The sequence below is a fragment of the Allobosea sp. 01N443 genome, assembly GCF_056399325.1.
On the sequence record NZ_JBFTRC010000010.1, the window covers coordinates 19864 to 39525 of the forward strand.

At 60.3% G+C, this 19662-nt stretch carries 17 protein-coding genes; 7 read left to right on the forward strand and 10 right to left on the reverse strand.

Annotated elements, in window-relative coordinates; genetic code table 11:
* Nucleotides 1-202: 202 nt before the first annotated feature.
* The 5 genes from AC1DRP_RS04710 to AC1DRP_RS04730 form a co-directional block, all read right to left on the reverse strand.
* Complete coding sequence (locus AC1DRP_RS04710) at nt 203-3301, reverse strand: DEAD/DEAH box helicase (protein WP_476767901.1); 3099 nt, start codon at nt 3299-3301, stop codon at nt 203-205.
* Between the two features lie 13 nt (nt 3302-3314).
* A complete protein-coding gene (locus AC1DRP_RS04715; protein ID WP_476767902.1) occupies nt 3315-4628 on the reverse strand; it encodes an EH signature domain-containing protein in 1314 nt (437 codons plus the stop codon).
* Nucleotides 4625-5677, reverse strand: a complete 1053-nt coding sequence (locus AC1DRP_RS04720) for an OmpA family protein (RefSeq protein ID WP_476767903.1) — start codon at nt 5675-5677, stop codon at nt 4625-4627. The genes AC1DRP_RS04715 and AC1DRP_RS04720 overlap by 4 nt, the downstream gene beginning before the upstream one ends.
* Nucleotides 5677-7632, reverse strand: a complete 1956-nt coding sequence (locus tag AC1DRP_RS04725) for a hypothetical protein (RefSeq protein ID WP_476767904.1) — start codon at nt 7630-7632, stop codon at nt 5677-5679. The genes AC1DRP_RS04720 and AC1DRP_RS04725 overlap by 1 nt, the downstream gene beginning before the upstream one ends.
* 719 nt (nt 7633-8351) lie before the next feature.
* The gene (locus tag AC1DRP_RS04730; RefSeq protein WP_476767954.1) at nt 8352-9299 is read right to left on the reverse strand and encodes an AraC family transcriptional regulator; all 948 of its coding nucleotides are present in this window, start codon (nt 9297-9299) and stop codon (nt 8352-8354) included.
* 285 nt (nt 9300-9584) lie between these two features.
* On the opposite strand from AC1DRP_RS04730, the gene AC1DRP_RS04735 reads away from it, so the two are divergent.
* Complete coding sequence (locus AC1DRP_RS04735) at nt 9585-10508, forward strand: thermonuclease family protein (protein WP_476767905.1); 924 nt, start codon at nt 9585-9587, stop codon at nt 10506-10508.
* A 701-nt stretch (nt 10509-11209) separates the two neighbouring features.
* On the opposite strand, the gene AC1DRP_RS04740 is transcribed toward AC1DRP_RS04735, so the two are convergent.
* Nucleotides 11210-11947 carry a hypothetical protein gene (locus AC1DRP_RS04740; RefSeq protein ID WP_476767906.1) on the reverse strand — a complete coding sequence of 246 codons (738 nt, stop codon included), beginning with the start codon at nt 11945-11947 and terminating at the stop codon, nt 11210-11212.
* Nucleotides 11948-12351: 404 nt separating this feature from the next.
* Between AC1DRP_RS04740 and AC1DRP_RS04745 the strand changes: the two genes are divergently transcribed.
* From AC1DRP_RS04745 to AC1DRP_RS04760, 4 genes are all read left to right on the forward strand, one after another.
* Nucleotides 12352-12768: a LexA family protein gene (locus AC1DRP_RS04745; RefSeq protein WP_476767907.1), complete on the forward strand. Its 417-nt coding sequence runs from the start codon at nt 12352-12354 to the stop codon at nt 12766-12768.
* Nucleotides 12765-14045 carry a Y-family DNA polymerase gene (locus AC1DRP_RS04750; protein WP_476767908.1) on the forward strand — a complete coding sequence of 427 codons (1281 nt, stop codon included), beginning with the start codon at nt 12765-12767 and terminating at the stop codon, nt 14043-14045. Before AC1DRP_RS04745 ends, AC1DRP_RS04750 begins: the two co-directional genes overlap by 4 nt.
* Nucleotides 14042-14338: a hypothetical protein gene (locus tag AC1DRP_RS04755; RefSeq protein ID WP_476767909.1), complete on the forward strand. Its 297-nt coding sequence runs from the start codon at nt 14042-14044 to the stop codon at nt 14336-14338. The genes AC1DRP_RS04750 and AC1DRP_RS04755 overlap by 4 nt, the downstream gene beginning before the upstream one ends.
* Nucleotides 14339-14709: 371 nt before the next feature.
* On the forward strand, nt 14710-14958 hold the full coding sequence (locus tag AC1DRP_RS04760) for an RNA-binding protein (RefSeq protein WP_476767910.1): 249 nt from the start codon (nt 14710-14712) through the stop codon (nt 14956-14958).
* On the opposite strand, the gene AC1DRP_RS04765 is transcribed toward AC1DRP_RS04760, so the two are convergent.
* Genes AC1DRP_RS04765 through AC1DRP_RS04780 form a run of 4 tightly spaced genes read right to left on the reverse strand, consistent with a single transcriptional unit; the run spans nt 14955 to nt 16998 of the window.
* Nucleotides 14955-15089: a hypothetical protein gene (locus tag AC1DRP_RS04765; protein WP_476767911.1), complete on the reverse strand. Its 135-nt coding sequence runs from the start codon at nt 15087-15089 to the stop codon at nt 14955-14957. The genes AC1DRP_RS04760 and AC1DRP_RS04765 overlap by 4 nt on opposite strands.
* Nucleotides 15086-15892 carry a metallophosphoesterase gene (locus tag AC1DRP_RS04770; protein ID WP_476767912.1) on the reverse strand — a complete coding sequence of 269 codons (807 nt, stop codon included), beginning with the start codon at nt 15890-15892 and terminating at the stop codon, nt 15086-15088. The genes AC1DRP_RS04765 and AC1DRP_RS04770 overlap by 4 nt, the downstream gene beginning before the upstream one ends.
* On the reverse strand, nt 15877-16524 hold the full coding sequence (locus AC1DRP_RS04775; protein WP_476767913.1) for an HAD family hydrolase: 648 nt from the start codon (nt 16522-16524) through the stop codon (nt 15877-15879). The genes AC1DRP_RS04770 and AC1DRP_RS04775 overlap by 16 nt, the downstream gene beginning before the upstream one ends.
* Before the next feature lie 9 nt (nt 16525-16533).
* A complete protein-coding gene (locus AC1DRP_RS04780; protein WP_476767914.1) occupies nt 16534-16998 on the reverse strand; it encodes a hypothetical protein in 465 nt (154 codons plus the stop codon).
* Between the two features lie 615 nt (nt 16999-17613).
* Between AC1DRP_RS04780 and AC1DRP_RS04785 the strand changes: the two genes are divergently transcribed.
* The gene (locus AC1DRP_RS04785) at nt 17614-17847 is read left to right on the forward strand and encodes a helix-turn-helix domain-containing protein (RefSeq protein ID WP_476767915.1); all 234 of its coding nucleotides are present in this window, start codon (nt 17614-17616) and stop codon (nt 17845-17847) included.
* 355 nt (nt 17848-18202) lie between these two features.
* Complete coding sequence (locus AC1DRP_RS04790; RefSeq protein WP_476767916.1) at nt 18203-19549, forward strand: YifB family Mg chelatase-like AAA ATPase; 1347 nt, start codon at nt 18203-18205, stop codon at nt 19547-19549.
* Nucleotides 19550-19662: the final 113 nt, after the last annotated feature.

Consider the following 19662-nt stretch of genomic DNA (forward strand, 5'->3'; position numbering starts at 1 on the left):
GCAACCCTGATTCGCCTCCGCCGAGAGGTCCGAGTCGATTGTTAGTGGATGGTTGGCCTGGGCGCCAGCTAGAGCGGCGTACTACGACCACGCGATGAAGGTCTGCAAAGGCCTCGATTTCGTGGCCCTGGCGCCGATCTCGCTGGATGCCAGAGGCACTTCTTAGACGCTCCTGACGGAGCAATAAGACGACACGCAACGTTCACGGAACCTCCACGGACCCGTCCGCGTCAAAAACGGGAGGATCGAAGCGATCCCGTTTGAACATTGCGTCCATCGCCGAGCGAAGTGCGTCGGCGCCAGTCGTAGCTTCTCCCGAAAGCAAGATGCGCTGCAACTCGCCGACGTCTCCGGCAGTATCGCCCATCGGCCAAAGTGCTGCGCTCGCCAAATTTCTCTTCCGCTGCATCAGGCTCTGCAATAGGCAGTCGAACGAGTGTTCGCGATAGCCGCTATGGATCGCCATCGGAATATGCACCGTTACGGCGCTTGTTTGACCAATCCGGTGCGTCCGGTCGTTACACTGCTCCTCGACTGCTGGATTCCACCAGCGCGAAAGATGAATGACGTGTGTCGCCGCCGTCAAAGTCAGTCCCGTGCCGGCCGCCTTGGGGCCGAGCACGAGCAGATCGAAGCCTCCCTCGTTCTCAAGATGCCTTTGAAATCGGTTCACAATTGCTTGGCGCTGCGGGATCGGAGTGTCGCCATTGATGAGGTCGACTCGCTCCAACCCGAATTCAGAACGCACGAGCTCGATGAAGCGAAACTGCATCTGGCGATGTTCAATGAAGACAAGCGCGCGCTCGCGCTTCTCTGCGATCCTACGGAGAATCTCGAAAGTTGCCTGCAGCCGACCAGAAGCTTCGATGAACCCCCCATGGGAATCGCCGTCGTGCAGAACGGGGTGAACCGAGACGCTTCGAATGTGATGGAGTGCTTTCAGGGCTGCGCCCAAGCCACCTGTCGCCAGCTTTAGCTTTGCATCCTCATAAGTGGTTTCTTGAAGCGCCGGCATCAAGCGGGGATGCAGACGGCGCTGCTTAGGCGGTAGCTCGCGCGCAACGTCTTGCTTTAGTCGACGCAGGGCAAGCGGCGGGGCCAAGTCGGACGGCTTGAACACCCTCTCATGAAGCTGCTTCATGTTATTGCTATCGGGCGCACCAAACCGTTCACGATAGTCGGGCAGCGTACCAAGCGCACCTCCGGCGAGGTTGTCCATGATCGCCCAAAGATCCTCTACGCTGTTCTCGATTGGCGTTCCCGTAAGTCCGATGCGAAAGTCGGCGTTCACTGCGCGCCCTGACAATGCGCGCAAGCTACCGGGGTTCTTGAGAGCCTGAATTTCGTCGAAGACGGCGGCCGAAAACCGAATGCGCTGGAAGGAATGCTGATAGTTGCACAGCGTCGTATAGGTCGTCAGCAACCAGAAGCGATGACCCCGGCCCTCGGCAATCGCCTCCTTCAGAAACTCCAGGTCAAGCTTGATCTCGCCCGCGTCGGTGTCCCGCCCCGAGGCCCCGTGAAACCGTCTACTCTGCGTGCTGCCTCCATAAAGCCGGATGAGATGACCTAAGCCTGGCTTCTCTAGATGCCGATCGACCTCCTGCTCCCAGTTTTGCAAAAGCGACGTCGGTGCGACGACGAGAACGGGTCCTCGCTCGCCRCTGGCTGCTTTCGCCATGTGTTCCTTGAGCCAAGCCAGGAACGCGATCGTCTGAAGCGTTTTTCCCAGGCCTTGCTCATCGGCATTCAAAATGCCCGGTAGTCCTGCCTTCCACGCGGCGATCTGCCAGGCAACGCTCTCAATTTGGTGCTCCTTCAGAGGAGTGCGGATGAACGAAGGCGGCATGGCTCTTATCGCCGCCTCCCTGGGTCGCAGTTTTGCGTGCCAGCGCAATTCGTTGATATTGTCGAGCGTGTCGAGGACCACTGGGCCCGACACGCGACGCTCCGAGTGACCGTCGGTGACTTCGTCAGGGTCTCGAGAAGAGATCTTGTGATCGATCAGGTTGAGTGTTTCGGGTCGCGCGGGTAGCTCCATGTCGGCGAGGGGTAGTTTTTCGTCTCCCGCAGCGATGGCACCGGCCACTTGCTCCCGCAGCGATGTCAGCTCGGACGAAGGAAGCTGGTCGAGATGCTCTGACAGCTTCTTCGCAAAGCCTTCAGGCAGCCACGTCGTGCTGCCATCCAATGATATCTCGAGAGATCTCTCGAAGACCTTGATGCCGATAACTCGTTCGGAAAATTCCCTGGTCTCAACAAATGCCGGTCCGGCAGCAGCCTCAATCGCTTCTTCTTCGGACTCGGGCGACAGCCCGTCCAACCGACCGGCCGCACGCAGGGCTGCCTCGACCGCTTCGGTGATTTTCGGGCGCGGGTTTCGAACAAAAGCGGCTCGCTCGGCGGCGGGCGCCTTCTGCATTCGCACCATCGTCTCGAGCACTGGCTTGGCCGAGCGGTCGATTACGAGGAAACTACCGGGGGCCAAGCGAAAAGCCGGTATCGCTCCACGCTCTCGCAATCGCGACTGGAATACGCGCAGGGCTTCACCCTCAAGTTCGCCGCAAGCTTCCGGGACGCCAGCCTCGTCGTCGGCAAAACCTGACTCCCTGATGGCGCGGCTCGAGAACGGCACCACCTCGAAATCGTCACCTGTCTCAGCCGGTGCAATGGAAAAACGATCGGCAAGGCGGACCTCCAGACCTGACAAGAAGTCGGTCATTGAAATTCTTGCCGCCGGTGTCGCCCCTGTCACAGTCACGCCAGGGTCGAGGGCCTGGCGAAACCGCGCGAGAGCTTCCCAATGTGCGGCGTCTCCAACTCCACGAGTGAAGTCATCGGCGACCTGAACCGCTTCCATCACCCATAGAGGCAGCCGGCGCGGACCTGTCGAAGTCCGTAGGATTGCTCCCTGGCGCTCAACAATCTGACGCTGACCATGACGATGCCATTCGTAGCGCAGGCGGAAGGACGGAGAGCCCAGTACGCCCTCCACGTCGGTCCTCAGCGTCAAATCGACCAGCGGAGGAAGTCCAAGTGCCGCCGCACTTTCTGCCTCCAGGGAGGCCGCAAGCCGGTGCGACATGACGATTTCGCGGCGGCCGATCCGAAGCGAGCCGGGCATCTCGTCGCCGAGCGCACGCAGGTCGCCCAGCGCCAGCAGCAGGTCGCGTTCCTGCGGCGGCAGGCGCTCGAGATCGCGAGGCGCGGTATTGCTAAATAACCGGCTCAGGAGTCCGGTCTTGTCCGGCCGCAACATCAGCGTGATGGTTTCGGGCGACGATACGAAATCGAAATTCAAGTGCGCGCCTCGTTCAGATGCGTTCCAGGACCCAGCCCTGCCAGTTGCCGTTGTGCGATTTTGCCTCTGCCCCAGCCGTGAGGCGTATCACCTCGCAGTCGTATCTGGGCAGATAGAGCGGCGGCGTCTTGGGAACACCAGCCCGGAATAGGTGAATCTTGTAACTGTGCGAGCCTTCGACCAGGATCTTGTTGCCGATCTCGAGGATCAGCAGAGACGTGTTCACTCGGGAGCCTCCTGCCGTCTGCAATCCGAAACTCAGCGTGTTCTGCCCACTTCGGGCGGCTGCTCGCCGGCGGGCATGCCGAGCGGCCTCAGAGCTGAAGGCGACCCAGGCGTTTTTGATGCGTCCCTGGTCGTACAGGGAGAGCCAGAACTCGCGGCGTGGCTCCCACATATGACTTGTCTCGACCTCCGAGACGACGTCGAGAAAGAAGAGGATGTTTTCCTTGGTGAGCCAGCGCAGGATTACCGCCTGGTACGGAGCGGCGACGCCCGCCCAGGCGCCGCCACCAGACACACGCGGGTCGCCATAGCATCCGACGAGCGTCTCTGTGATGTAACGCTGGTCCTCGTCCTCGGGATCACCGTCGCGCCAATGATCGAGCACGGCGCTGATCGCCTCTGCCGCGCCAGACATGCGTGCCGCCTGTCGTTCGGGTCGAAGCCAGCCAAACAGGCGCTCTAACTCGCTTCGTTGGCGCAGCTTGGGACCGAGCCGAGTGACGTAGGAAAGATGGGCATGGTCCATCAACCCCGGCGCGTGAGGCGAGCTAAAGCCAATGGTTTTCAATTCACTCCAGGCATCATCCACCCCGACCATGCAGGCGGCGATAGCGCCCGGTGCATCGACTGGGTCAAGCCACTCAGGCACTGCGTCCTCCAGCTTCGCCCAACGCGGGCCGAGGCGTGAGCGTGAGAAGCGCAGCGCTTCAGCAAGTGCGCGCGTATGCAGCGCGTCAGGGACATAGCTGCCGACATAAATGGAGGCCATCGCATTGAGAAAGCTCCTGCGTGTCGAAACGCGAAGTTCCTCGAAATAGAAATTCCTCACACCCTCGAGATCAGGACGGCTACGACGGACGGAATCAAAAAGAGCACGTGCGGCTGCAGTCACGTACGAGATCGGCAAATTGCCCCAATCATCAGCTTCCAGACGCCGCCGCATCTCGCCGACCAGCCTGTCGCGGTCATTCTCAGGAGGCTCGGCGACGACATCCGGCCATCGTGCCAAGATGCGGCTTGCCGCCCCGCGGAGGCTGTTCAATCCCGGCAAGGCCGGCGCATCGAACCGTGGGGACTGCTTCAGCAGTGACCTGAGGCTCATCGGGATGATGCCGCTGCAACGCCCGAGCGCAATCGATTTCGAATGATCTCAATCTCGTCGGATGACTGTGGCGTATACATTATGATCCGTAGGTCGATCCTACGGTTGGTCGCGCGGCCATCCTCAGTCGCGTTGCTCGCAATAGGCCGCATGGCGCCATATCCGGCAACCGACATGACCGGCTGCTGGCGCGAGTTGAGATGACGTAGCAACTCGGGCTCACGGTTCTTCATCGCAAAGAACGTCGCATTGGCCCGGTTGGTAGCCAGGGTCATGTTGTCGTTCTCCGTCCCCTTGGAGTCGGTGTGCCCCTCGATTTGCACTGCCTCGATAATGGCGCCGGCCCCATTGCAGTCCAATCGCCAAGCCGCACTGGAACCGAGCGTATAACAGGGCAGCAATTCGTTCAGCCGCATCGCAAGACGTTCAACAATTCGTCGCTTATCCATCTCGAGCTCGAATTGCGCACTTTTGAACAAGCCGTCCCCCTTGAAACGCAAAGCATCCATTTCTTCACTAATGACGACCTGCAAATCGGGAAAATCGATCTGAATCTGTCTTTGTAATTTAGCAAGAACCTGACGCCGCAAATCTGCGACCTGAGACATGTAGTTTTCGAGCGGGTTTTTCTGTTGGAGCTGCTCTTTCAGGCGGGCGATCTCGCTTTCAAGATCCGTAATGCGCTGCCCCTGGTCACGGGCTAGCTGCCTTACAAGAGTAAGCTCGACCTCCAACTTCCTTTTTTCCCGAACGAGGACATCATAGTCATGGCTTACATGAGCAAGTTCGTCCTCCAACTCCACTTTTTTCCAAACGATGACGTCATAATCATGCCTTACCTGAGCAAGCTCGCCCTCCAACTCACTTTTTTCAAGAACGATAACGTCATAGTCTTTCTTGGGGACGGTTTCTTCTTTCGAAATACGGGAAGCCGAGTAGGCCAGCAGAATCATGATGATGAAGAGAAAGCTTACCGTCAGATCGGTCATCGAGACGAAGGCGGATTCTTCTTCGTCTTCGTGATGACGCCTTCTAGAGCTCACGCGCATCAACGCCTCCTGGATTCAGGAGCGAACTGCTCAGCCTGCTCGACCACTGCTTGCAGAGTGTCGAGCGCCGGATTCAAGGCCGACTGAAGATCTCGTACGTGGCCGAACATACCCTCGACGGCGGCAGCGACATGCGCGGCATAAGTCTCGAACGCCTTGCCGAGTTTCTCGTCCATGTCGTCGAGGCGATCGCCCTGCCCTTGGAGTTTTTCCAGCATGGCCGTGACACCGGCAAGCGAAGCCTGGATGGCGTTGGCTTCGTTGCCGAGGATCTGCTCTGCACTCGCTAGAGCCGATGCCGCATTCTTAGCTGTCGCTTCTGCCGAGCGAATTACCGTTTCGGAGACATTGCGCGTGGAGTCGGCCAATTGCTTGATCGAGCTTTCGATACTCGCCGTGGTCGCGCGGATGGGAGCAGCAGCGTCGGCGAGCCCCTCCGAGGCCGCTCGGAATTGGCTTGCTGCCTGCTCCGTCGCCTCCGCTCCAGCGCGCACACCGTCCGACAGGCGCCGCAGGTTCGTCGTGCCCTCGGAGAGACCATCGACCATGCCCCCGAGCCTTTGTGAGATCGCATCTAGCGGGGCGAGGAGATTTGCCGACGCCTTTGCCGAAAAAGCCTCCGTCGCCGTCGCGATGTCGGCTGCATTACGTCCGAATGCATCGAGAATGCCCCGCCCTGCGACGTCTATCGCGCTGCTCGCCGCAGCGCTCGCAGCGGCCATTTGATCGCGAGCAGCGCCGGATCCGGTACTGGCGGCCTCTTCGAGTTCCGTCCGGAAGCCCTCGGCCGCCTGGCGCATTTCACTAGCGGCCGAGCTGATGGCTCGCGCACCTTCGCCGGTATTGTCGCGAATACCCTGCAAGGTCTCATTCATGACCGCCAGAAGCTGCTCAGCGCCCTGCGTCAATGCACCACTTGCTGTCGCGGCGGTCGCTCCCATCGCCTGACGAAGATCATCCACGGTCTGTGCCAGTCGAGTAACCGCCGCATCCATCTCGGTTCCCATGCGGCCCGAGCTCTGATCCATACGACCCGACAGTTCGGATATTTTATCCCCCGCCAAGACAAGCCTGTCGCTGGCCTGCGACAACGCCTTGCCGACATCGTCTGAGAACCGCGATGAAAGGTCCCTCACCATCGTACCCATACCGTCTGCGCCGATCTGTCCGACCTGCTGCAGCAGCGGCGTCATCGCTGAACTGATGGAACTCGATATGGCCGTAGGCAATTCCTCGCGCAGCGGCCGCCCCAGTTCCGCGACAAGCTCGAAGCCGATTTTTCGGAAGTGCTCACGCTGTTCCCGGGTCGCGGCCAGTTGTTCGACCGCAAGCTCTTCCAGGCTGATGAAAGTGAGGCGTTGCTCGATTTTTCCACAGAGCCCATGGATCGCCCCATCGATTCTGCCGATGCCGATTCGGAGGACAATCGTGAATAGAATCGAGCACAGCAGCCCGGTCAGGGACATGATGAACTTCGCAGATGCGATCGTCAGAAGTGCGTTGATATCGATGTTGAGCGCCGCTGGCCCTGAAGTCGCAGGGGCCGCCATCGAGTTGAGCGCAGAAATCAAACCAAGGAAAGTCAGAAACAGGCCGATCGTGACGAAGAGACCAGGAACGACTCGCCAGAACCCGGGCGCGAAGTGAAGATCCTCGATATTAAAAAATGTTTGGGGTCGAACCGAATTTCTTAGGGTTACCTGATCCCCTTCTTCATGCGCAACGAGAGTCTCCCGGTATTCTTTCCACGCCGTTGCTACCAGCTGCCGGGAACGACTAGTCGCGGAACTGTTGATGGCATTGTCGAGGCCAATAAACGATTGCCCCGACGGACCGACCTGCAGTCCAGCAACAACCTCTTTGCTCAACCAGTGAAGCGCCGCTTTTCGGCGCGAAATCAGCGCCATGAACAGGAGTACGCACACGAGCAATGCCAGTAACAGCAGGAGTGTCACGAGTCCTGGCGACGCCTCGTCCCTAAGAAGCGCTGCTACGCTGAGGACGAAGTCCTTAACGACGAGGCCAACATTCCGCAGCGATTCCAAAGCAACGACCCCTGAGCGCATGGCTGTGACCAAAATCTTAAGGTTAAAACGAGTGAATCCACAGCAGTGTCAACAGCTATCCAGTCGGACGCCGACGGGGACGAAATAGCTGACTTCGGTCACATTCAGCGTCGGCTGGAACGATCCCCCGATAATCAACAGGCTCCATTTCTCGCGTCCGGGGCCTTTCCTTAAGGCGTGACCGGGCGCGATCGCGGATTTGACCTCCCCGAAGTACGTTGCCGCTGCACCAGATGCTTGTTATTTTCTGCCAAAGACTTGTTCGCCTCTGCCTTCGGCAGCCGCAGCGCAATCCTCATTCATTCCGCCCCACGTGCACGCGGGCGTATACGTTTCAGCTCGCCTGCGACCTTCTGCCTTCTGCGGACAACAGGTGCGACAGTTCACGCAGGACAGGCTCAATCTCAGCATCGCGCTCTCCGCCAATGCTCGGTTGCTCTCGGCCAGCGTATGGCCCGGCTTGGCCTTCAGCACCGGATTGCGGTCGGGGCGTCTAGCATCTAGGCGATCTAGTTCCGTTTACGTCGAAGCAGGATTGCGAGGGCGCGGCACGTGTTCCGGTGCCCTGGCGCGCCATTCGGCTCTCCGGCCTGGCGAACCGACATCGCTCAATTCTGAACGCCGGCAATACGCATCTGGCTCGGTGCCAGCCCGGTCCATTGCTTGAATGCGTGCGAGAACGCGCTGACCTCGTGAAATCCCAGTAGCCAGGCAATCTTCGAGACATGGAGGTTGCCGTCGCTAAGATAGCGCACAGCCAAATCGCGCCGCATCTGCTGGAGGATTTCCGAGAAGCTCAAGCCCTCCTCGGCGAGCCTTCGCGCGAACGTCCGTTCGCTCAAGCCAAGCTGACGGGCGATGACGTCCGCGCGAACTTTGCCGTGAGGCAGCAGCGGAGCGATCGCGTTCTCGACACTGATCCGAAGGGGGCTCCCATTGGTGGCGCGGGATGACAATGCCGCCTCGCAATCAGTCAGCATGAGTTCATTGAGGTAAGGGTCGGCATTCACAAGAGGGCGTTCGCGCGCGTCAGCGTGCAGAACGAAGGCATCGCTCTCGGCGCCGAACTCCACTTTCGTTCCGGCAAACCGTGTCATCGCAGAGTTATCTCCCGATCGGTGGTGCGCGATCGAGATCTTCTGCGGGACAAGGTTCGATCCAGTCAGGATGCGGCAGATCCGGATTGCTCCAAAAATGCAGAACTCGGCCTGATGCCTGTCGGAATGGCGAGAAAGGCCGGCATAGGTTAGCCGAATGGTGAGCGCGCTTCCCTCCGCAACGCTGAAGACCAGCGCTTCATTGGTGATCGAACTGTACCGGGCAATGCGGTGCAATGCCTCGCCGAGCGTTTGCGATGACGCCATCACGTAGAACAGCAGCCCGAGCGCCCGGGGTTCGAATTCTTGCGCCAGGGTGAAGCCGAGGCAGTCATCGTCAAGCGCGGTCGCGGCGCGGTCCAAGAATGCGACCTGACGCCGGGAAGACACTCTTTGATCGTGATCGGCGAGCATCTCCTCGCTCAGGCCAACGTCCCGCAGGAGTGGCGCAACCTGCACGCCGGCGCTGGCCAAGCGACTGACGACCAATCGCGAGATACCCGCTCGGGTCGTCGGAAGGGAGACCAGGTCGCGTGGCAAAGCCGTCGAACTCCCCGCACATGTCTGGGACGCACAATTCTTTGGCAGAAAATAACAAGTGGCGAATGCCGCGGCAACCTATTTCAGCGTGGAGGGCGCCAGCAATTGTCGGGGTCGGCATGGCCGCGCGCTCTGCCCATATGACCCCAGCCACGTAATGAACGGGCGCGTGAAAATGTCCGGTTCCGCACCGGAAGAGGCCAAATGAAGCCGTTACTCAAGCTTGCATTCTTCGGCACTGTGGCACTTGCCGCCGCTTCGGGTATCACCATCGCAAAGCGCGACAATCTGGCGAAGGACAACGCGCAAACGTCGGTTCTCGACAAGACCTCCCCGGCCAAGACGGACGTCGCAGTGAAGGGCATCGTCGGCACCTGCGGCCCGGTCGCGCCGCGTCTGCTCGCAGAGATCGGAGAATTCGATAACGCGGTGCAGCAGATGAAAGCGTTGATCCGCGAGACCAACGCGATCGCGGAAATCCTTGAGCGCAACGGCGATGCCAGCGAGCGGATCGTTGATACCGAGCCGTTGGTCAAGCCGATGCGCGCCCTGTTTCGCGAAACCCGCAACAATCTGGCGGCTACGCTTGAACTGGCGATGCCCTACTGCCCCAATTTCGCGAAGTTCACTCGGCAAGCGGTGGCGACTGCGTTTCAAGATGGTAATGCCCATTTCGACCGAGCCTATGGCCGGATCGGCGCCATCGCCAGGCGCGCCAAACCGGCAGCAGCTAGTCCGGTCACGACCGCGCGCTCTACCTTTCCCAATGGCCGCACCCTCGTCGGTTTCGTCGATCATGTTCGTGACGGTGATACTATTGTCGTGAACGGCCACCCCCTGCGTTTGAACGGCATTGATGCGCCAGAACTCGGTTCCGCCGAAGGGCGGCGAGCCCGGGCCGCCATCATTGGCATTATAGGGGGGCAACAACTCAGCTGTCGGCTCGACGGTACGCGAACGCATGACCGCGTCGTCGGGGTCTGCACAACGCCCGACGGAAGGGACATTGGCGCGGAACTGGTGAAGTCCGGGTTTGCGCTGGATTGCAGACGCTATTCAGGCGGACGTTATGCTACTCTTGAGGCAAGCGGCGCCCGTCAGCGCCTACCCCAAGCCCGCTACTGCTAAAGCATTCAATCTCGCGATCTGCAATTGCAATGCTGAACGTTGGCTAGCTGTCGAAGCTATGAAGGTTGTTCATCCGGGCCGGTGCTGACAGACAGCTCGGGCTCCGGCCGCACATCGAATTTGATCAGGATCACGTTCTGATCGAGTTCGTGGCGCGGCTATTCGTCCGTAACTGCTCGCTGCAGACCGCGTGTAACCGACAAACAACCTAGGGCCGGCTCCACGTAGATCGAAGATTTCATTGGGAGATCAATCGCTTGCGCGATTTGCCTGGTGGAGCTGAGGGAGATCGAATGACGGAGGCTGGGCTCAGTTAGTCGAGTTGAGCTTAGGCGGTCTAACGATCGCAGCAGCCGGCTTCGGCTGTGCCTGACATCGACCACAATGAGCGAACGCTGCCRACATCTATCTCGCGTTGCCCTCCGGACCCTTCTCTGCGGCAGATGAATGGCCAGTTCTCTGCGATGCCCTAACTTCCGATCCTGGCGTGAAGTGGATACACCCCCCGCTCAACCATTCTCCGGGAAATATTCACTCCGTGTTAGACCCACGAGAAGTGGACACTTCGCCTTTAGCTGAGCCAGCCAGATAGCGGGCCTGCCCTCGCAGTTGCGGCGAGCATTTAAAGATGCCCGGCATCCACTTTCAAATTGCGCGAGAGGTTCACGAGCCGATATCGCAAGGCCGGCGCAACTACCTGTCTACCAGCGAGGCTCAGAATCGTAAGCCAGCTTCGCAAGTGCTTTGTTTGCCTCGCCTCTAGAACCATAAGTGCCGATGAGCTTGCCGGGGTCCTCAGCTGCTTGAATACGGAACAGGTCCCATCGCTTGTTTTTAGTCGGCGACAGTCGATAGGCTCGGCCGTTCTTGCGAGAAAACACGTCTTTTGAGGTGCCGACAGCTACCCACTTGCAATCAGCCCCAGCGATGAAGCGTTGCTGGAGCGCTTCCAGCTCCTCCTTTTGGCGCTGGCGCCAAGCCGCCACCGAAGCAAGACGGAGCCGCTCTGTTTCTGTTTCAACAAATTCTTGCAAGGCCCCGATGATCGCTGGCAGCTCGGTTCCAGCGGCTCGTTCGCGAGCGTAGAGCGCGAGACATTCTTCCCGCAGCGCCTCGTCAGGATACGAACTATATGGCTCCTCGTGGATCGCCCTAAGTCGCTGAGCAAGGTCGGTCGAGGTGAGCTTCGGCCCCGGCAGATCGTTCAGAAAACTGCGCAGGTCTTCCGAGGGTATCCAACACGGGGCAGCAGCCCGCAGAACGTCCTCGCGTTGCCCTTCCCATTTGCGCCAAACGGTTGGCTCCCGGTCAACAACCTTAACAATCTGCTCGGCAAGGCGATCAACTGAGCTTGGTTCGCGGAGATGACGAAGCGAAGGGCTTCGGACGTATTCGGCAACGAGCCTTCGCACGGCTTGCAAGCGTTCGTGACCAAACATGATCTGCGCATCCAAAAGCTTCAGTTGGCCTCAACGACTCCTACAACGACCGCGACGCAAAGGACTTCTGAGGGAAGTGCGAACTATAAGCCAAATTGGACGATTCGCATATTTCTGGTGCATTTTGATGCTCTGGCACGACTCTTTCAACCATGACACCAGAGGCGGGCGCCAGCAGTCTCAGCGTGGGTTAAAATGGGGGGCCGGCGGCTGAAAACAGGAATGCCCGCTTCCTGGCGAGACCCCAACGTCTGCTACTGGCGCACCGCTGACGGCTCTTCGTAGGACGAGCGCAGCGGTCGGGATGGGTGATGAGCGGCGGGCCACGAATTCCCCTTATTGACTCGAGTTGGGCTTCTGATGTTCTTGTTATGTTCCAACCATCGGAGCGCATCGCGATGCACATGTCCCCCGCCGACCTCGGACCGCCGATCTTTCTTCCGGTCTACCTGAAGGCCGTGCGCGCGGGTTTTCCTTCGCCGGCCGACGACTACCTCGACACACCGATCGACCTGTCGCGGGCGCTGATCAAAAACGCTCCCGCGACCTACATCATGACCGTCGCCGGCGACAGCGCGATCGACGTCGGAATTTTCGACGGCAGCTTGATCACGGTCGACCGCAGCCTGGTCCCGCGGGATGGCGATGCCGTCGTGGTCGACGTCAACGGCGAGCGCAGCGTCAAGGTTTTCAAGATCGCCGGCGGCCGTTCAAGTCTCGCGTTCGGCAACCGGCGCTACCCCGACTACGACCCCGGTCCAGACGCCGAAATCGATATCTTCGGCGTGGTCACCAACGCGGTGCGGCGCTTCCGGCGATGAAGCGCTCGTTCGCCCTGATCGACGGGAACAGCTTCTACTGCTCCTGCGAGCGCGTGTTCGACCCGAAATTGCGACGCCGACCGGTGATCGTGCTGTCGAACAATGACGGCTGCGCAGTCGCCARGACGGCTGAGGCAAAGGCGCTCGGCATCAAGATAGGCGCGCCGATGTTCCAGATCCGCGACCTGTGCAAACGCGAGGGCGTCGTCGTCTTCTCGTCGAATTATTCGCTCTACGGCGACATGAGCCGCCGGATGAACACCGTCTATGAGCGGTTCTCCCCCGATATCGAGATCTACTCGATCGACGAGAGCTTCCTCGACCTGACCCCGGTGGCGCCTGAGCATCGTGAGGAACTGGGCCACGACCTGCGCTCCACGGTTTCGAAATGGACCGGTGTCCCCACCTGCGTCGGCATCGGCCCAACGAAAACACTGGCGAAGCTCGCAAACAAGATTGCGAAGACCACGCCTCAGCTCGGCGGCACCTGCGACCTGACGAGTGAGGAAGCGCGTCGGGAATGGCTGTCGCTGATGCCGCTGGAGGACGTCTGGGGTATCGGCCGTGCCAGCCAGACCAAGCTGGGCGCTTTCGGCTGCAAGACGGCAGCCGATGTCGCCGCCCTCGATCCCAAGCGTGCTCGCAAGTCGCTGACCGTCGTTGGCGAGCGGATTATCCAGGAACTGCGCGGCCAGCCCTGCCTCGATCTGGATAGCGTCGCCCCCACGCGAAAAGGCTGTGCCGTGACCAGGTCGTTTTCCGGCCGGGTCGAAAGCCTCGAGATGATGCAGGAGGCGATCGCCGCCCATGCCACCCGCCTGGGCGAGAAGCTCCGGCACCATGGATTGGCGACGGATCACGTCACTGTCTTCTTCCACACATCGCCGTTCGACAGCGGCCCTTCCCGCTCGGTTTCGACCACGGTCGACTTTCCCGAGGCGAGCAACGACACCCTCGTCCTCGTCCGCGCCGCCAAATGGGGAGCGCGGCGGATCTGGAAGCCGGGTTACCGCTACGCCAAGGCCGGCTTGATGACGGTCGACCTGGTGGCGCCCGAGATGTCGCAGCGAGCCCTGATCGGCGCCCTCGATCGCAAGAAGAGCGGCCGGCTCATGGAAGCGCTGGACGCGTGCAACAAGCAACACGGTCGTGGCGTTGTGTACCCTGCAGCGGCCGGCATCGCCCGCCAGCAGAAGGCGTGGGTCACGAAGTTCGAGATGCGTTCGCCGCGTTACACGACGCGGCTCGACGAGGTGCCGGTCGTAGGGAGGGCGTGATGCCAGGCTTCAGTCATCAGGTCGAAATGAAATTGGACCCCGTCGCTGCACCGGAACGCCTGCGCAGAATCGAGAGTTGGTGTGGCGACTGGCAAATCGGGTTCCGCGTTCTCGACCGTTTCCCCGGTTCAGAGACGGTCCGCATCGCATTCGAAGACCGGGGCTTGGCGCGCGCCTTCGTCGCACATTTCGGCGGGGTGCTCGTCGACGAGAATGAAATCGAAAATGCCATGGCGGGCGACGCCGCTGCCGAGGACGCTTATGATCGGCTCGCTCGCGAGTATCCGGATTGAGCGACCGGCGCGATCATCCGACAACACCGGACGGCAGATATTTCATGGTCGCTGGCAGGCTGTGGCGAGCAACAAATCCCGCCCTTCCGGCTGCGCGCCGTCACGAGCTTGTCACCGAGCTGATAGATGCTCGCCGTGCTGTGAAGGACGTCAAACGCGGAAGCGGCGAACCCCATGTCGCCCGCGCCGCCGTCGAAGCAGCCAAGGTTGCCCTTGGTGAGCGGGGCCCTGTCTGGTGGGACGACGGCGCTCCGGACTTCAATCGACACTTGACCAAGAATACGCCTTACGCGGCCTGGGCTTCGCGATTGAACAGATCCTGCAGAGAGGACTAATCTATACAACCTCATCCTGAGCGGCAGGAGGGCGACATGCAGAAATCCGGGATCGCCGCGACTACCCGTGACGGCATCGCGGGGACATTCTCGATCGACCTTCCCCTCGAACCGATCACGCTGAACGAGCGCCTGTTCGACATCGGAATATGGCTGGGTGACCACGAGATTTCGCATAAAGCCCGCATATTGATGCAGCCTGAGCGCAGGTGCATGCGCGTGAGTTTCCTCGACGCAAAGGACGCAACGGCCTTCCGCGAGTACTTCGTCACGCGCTTCAACTAGAAACTTGCCGAGCCGATGAAATCCTGCTCCCCGAAGACCGCAATGAATGCTCGCGTGTGAAAAACCGCTTCGGCCTCGAGGTCGGAGGCGAGCATCGGCATCTCACAACGAACTTCATCGTAGCCGCTCATTTCCCCGCTCCATCGACGCAAATGACGCAGCGCGGATCGAACCCTCTGTTCTCGCGATCCCGGTGAAGGTTTGGGTAGCCAGCCTGATTTGCAAAAATGCGCGTCTTGCCGATCCGATAATCGTGCGATCCATGGTCATGGCCATGGATCCAAAGCTCAGGCTGAAACTGTTCGATCACAGGACTGAGGTCTGACACGAAGGCCGGCGACAGTGCGCTGCCCTGGTGCCTCGGCTGAACGGATTGCGGGTGTGGCGCATGGTGCGTCACCACGACGGTCGGCCCGTCATGCGAAGTTGCCAGTTCGCCGCGAATGAACGCGAGATCGAGCCGGTGCTCTGCCGCCGCGTGCCATGGCATGAAGCGACTGAAGTGTCCGCTCTCCTCGCGATACCGGATCAGGCGATGGTCATTCAGTTCCTGGCCAGCCGTGATCATAGAGGGTTTGGGAGTTCCGAGCAGTCGATAGTCGGTCCAAAGCGTGCAACCAATGAAACGGACGCCATTGATGGTGACCGCTCGTCGATGCAAAAAGTGAATGCCGGCGTCGTCGGAGACCCTTCCGGCCTCGGCCAGGTTCGACTTCATCTCGCTGCGGTAAAACTCGTGGTTTCCTGCGACGTAGACGACAGGGCGCCCCATTAGAGGACCGCCCTCCCTCTGGCCGGCCATCCACTCAATCGCATCGACAATAGGCTGACCAATATCGCCAGCAAAAACGGCCACTTCGAATTCTGGCATGGGCGTCGGGAACTCAAATGGCCCGAACTCCAGATGAAGGTCCGAGATCACGAGCAGACGCACTCGCGCACCCGCTCGAGCAACTGATGAATCTCAGGCGACCGCACTTCCTCAGCGGATATCCGGCGCTCTTCACGTCCGTTCACGGCTGCTTCGAACGCATCGATAGTCATGGCGTGCATGCCGACGGTCCTCGGCCCCAGGATATCTGCTTCTGGGGTGTCACCGATGAACAAGATCTGCTCGGCGCGAAGGCCGAGTTCCTCGCAGACGCAATGAAAGATTTCGGGCTGTGGCTTGATGAAGCCGACCTCAAACGAAAGGACGAGCGCGTCAGGAATGCCTGGGAGGATAGCTAGCAGCGGTTCAGCATAAGGCTGGGCCAGATTCGAGCAGACTCCGATGCGCAAGTCCGCCCGTCGGAGCGCTGCCCAAAACACCGCCATTCCGGGGCGCAACTGGATAGAAGCCCGCTCGGCATCAAGATCGAGTTCCAGTTCCCGCAAACGCGCCTCGCCGATGACGATGGCGAGTTCTTTGGCAACCTCTCTAAGGCTCAACGGGCGGGTTAGAGCATCGACAGCACGGTGATCCGTCCCCTTTTCGTTCATCAGCTTTCGGAATGGACGACGCTTGTCTCCTATTTCAACAAGCGTCCCAAACGCATCGAAGCAGATTGCCTGGATTTCCCACATCGGAACCCGTCACTCCCACTTCAAGTTATCGTCGGTGTAGGGAGTGAAATCCCGATCGACGTCATTTGGGCCAGGGCCGCCCTGGGTGAGGCCCATGAGATACCGACGGACGTTCATGATGTCCTCGACGGAACCCTCCTTCATGATGTTCAAGGGCGTCTGGCCTTGATACGGTTGTCCCGTGATTGRACCACGGAGCCAGAGTGGTTCGTCCTCGGAGGTGTAAAGATATCCTGCAGCCTCGGCCGCTCCGACGACGGCAGCAATCCGTTCCCCTGTATCGCTGCTCATAACCAACGCCTCATTGGTCTGATTGATCGCGAGCCAGCGTCGCAACTGCTCAACGGAACTGCACCGAAGAATGCGAACCTGATCATCCTCCGACAGTCGCCAACGATCGGCTACCCGCAAAAAATCTCCAAGGCTCGGAAAGCGTAAGCGTCGCCACTCCTCAAGGCTGCGTGGCGCGCGCATGATCACATTCCAGCTTTGCGGGGAACGAGAGGGCAGGTGGCGAAATCAGTAATTCAACTTCCATACGCCCACGCGCAAAATTGATAGGCCGCCTCATGTCAGCCTCCGCCACTTACGGATCGAGGTGGCTGCGTCCGGCTCACGAAGCGAGTTAGCTCAGCATTCTGCTTTCTCAGGATCGCGATCTGCGTCTCGAGTTGTGAGATCCTAGATTCCCGTTCGCCCCCGATTTCGAGTGCTTCGAGCCCCACCCATTGTGTAACAAAGTCGACGACTGGAAGGTCGCCAGCCAACACGACTTTGGCTTGAGTGCGCTCCGTCCGAACATTTCCGCGAACGAACACGGGACATTGGCCGTGAATCGCACACCACCGGTCGAACTCCGATTGCCAGGCGTCGCGAATGCGAACATCTCCCCACGCCCTAACTGTCAGATCGAAAAGATGCCGGTAGCCTGGAACGCGCGCTATCCCGACTTCGAGGCTGAGGTCCGGGAATCTGGGTGCCTTTCGAACGAAAACCTTCACTGCATTGCTTTCTCGTTAAACTAAAAGAAGCCAATTAACATACTATAGTAGATAAACTCGAAGGACGGAAATCCCGATTGTCGCGTGCATGGACATGCGCAAAACGGTGGGACGAAATTTCGCCCGTATCCGCCGCGAGAAAGGGCTCACTCAAGAGGACGTTGAGCGGCTCTCCGGCTTTAGTCAGCAATACCTTAGCGGGCTAGAAAATGGGATGCGAAATCCCACGATTGGCACGTTATCCGAACTAGCAAATGCACTCGGTGTAAATTTCCTTGAGCTGGTGAAACCAGAAGCGACTGAAGCCAACGGAGCGGATTAACCAACTGACGTTCATTGCTTTGACGCGCACGGTCGGCTCGGGCGGGGAGCGATGTCAAAGCGCGCGATCGTTACCTGGATAGCGGCACGGCCGCCCGAAACCTGCGAGCCCAACTGCGAGGTCGATCTCGCGTCGAGGCAGGGAGGATCCAAACTTTGAGCCTAGACCACACCCAAGATGCCGGGAGATCTCTAACTCTCCGCGCGCGTAGGGGTACGAATGAAGAATCTAAGATCCACTGGATCCGGGCTGCACACGGGCTGGCACGGCTACGGCGCTATTGAGGGCGCGCCGTGCCAGCCCGCGCACACCCCTAACTGCTGAGAGATCCAACGAGAGGCTGGAGCAGTTAGTTATGGCTCTTCGCATACCGGATTGCGAAAAGGTCAAAAGCAGCCATTACGATCTCCCGATCGCACTAGCGGTCATGGCCGCCATCGGCGCGATCCCTGCCGATGCGCTCGCCGGCTATACAGTCCTCGGCGAACTTGCGCTCGACGGCTCCATCACCTCCGTCGCAGGCGTCCTGCCAGCAGCGATGGCCGCCTATGCCCGCGGACAAGGGCTTATCTGCCCCGCCGCCTGCGGCCCGGAGGCCGCCTGGGCTGCCGCCGATGTCGATATCCTTAATCCGCGCTCGCTGATCCAGCTCGCGAACCATTTCAAGGGTACGCAGGTGATGGCCCGGCCAGTGCCGTCCGTGGCCCGGCAATCCGGGCCCCTGCCCGATCTCGCCGATATTCGCGGCCAGGAAAGCGCGCGCCGCGTGCTGGAGATCGCCGCCGCCGGCGGCCATAATCTCCTGATGAACGGGCCTCCCGGTGCCGGCAAGTCGATGCTGGCGAGCCGCCTGCCCTCGATCCTGCCGCCGCTTTCGCCGCGCGAACTGCTCGAGGTCTCGATGGTGCATTCCGTCGCCGGGCATCTCGCCGAGGGAGCGCTGACCGATCGCCGCCCCTTTCGCGCGCCGCATCACTCGGCCTCGATGGCGGCACTCGTCGGTGGCGGCCTGCAGGCCAAGCCCGGCGAGGTTTCGCTCGCCCATCACGGCGTGCTTTTCCTCGATGAATTGCCGGAGTTCCAGGCTCAGGCCCTCGACGCGCTGCGCCAGCCGATGGAGACCGGCGAGGTGCTGATCTCGCGCGCCAACCACCGCGCCATCTACCCCGCGCGATTCCAGCTTGTCGCCGCAATGAACCCGTGCCGATGCGGCAAGGCAACCGAACCGGGCTATGCCTGCCGGCGGCAGCCGAACGAGCGTTGCATGGCCCAGTATCAGACCCGGATCTCAGGTCCGATGCTCGACCGCATCGACATCGTCATCGATGTGCCGGCCGTAACCGCAACGGACCTGTTTCTGCCGGCCGACAGCGAAGGCTCGGCGGAGGTCGCGGCCCGGGTCGCCGTGGCGCGCCAGGTGCAGACGGCGCGCTTCGAGGCGCTCGGCCTCTCCGAGATCGCGACCAACGCCGCGTGCCCGGCGCCCGTGCTCGACCAGATCGCCCGGCCGGACAATGCCGGCATTTCGCTCCTGCGCGACGCCGCCGAGGCCCTGAGGCTGACAGCGCGCGGCTACCATCGTGTTCTGAAAGTCGCGCGCACACTTGCCGATCTCGACGGCGAGATGAAGATCGGCCGGGTCCATCTCGCGGAGGCGCTATCCTACCGTTCACGCATCGATCAGGTGGCGCAGGCCGCCTGATGTCGGAGCGTGCGGCATCCGTGCCGCCAGGTTAACAAATTCATTCAAACGATCGCGAAAGCAGCGTTCGCGCGCGAACGCTTTCTCAAGGGGACGAATACTAGGCTGGCATC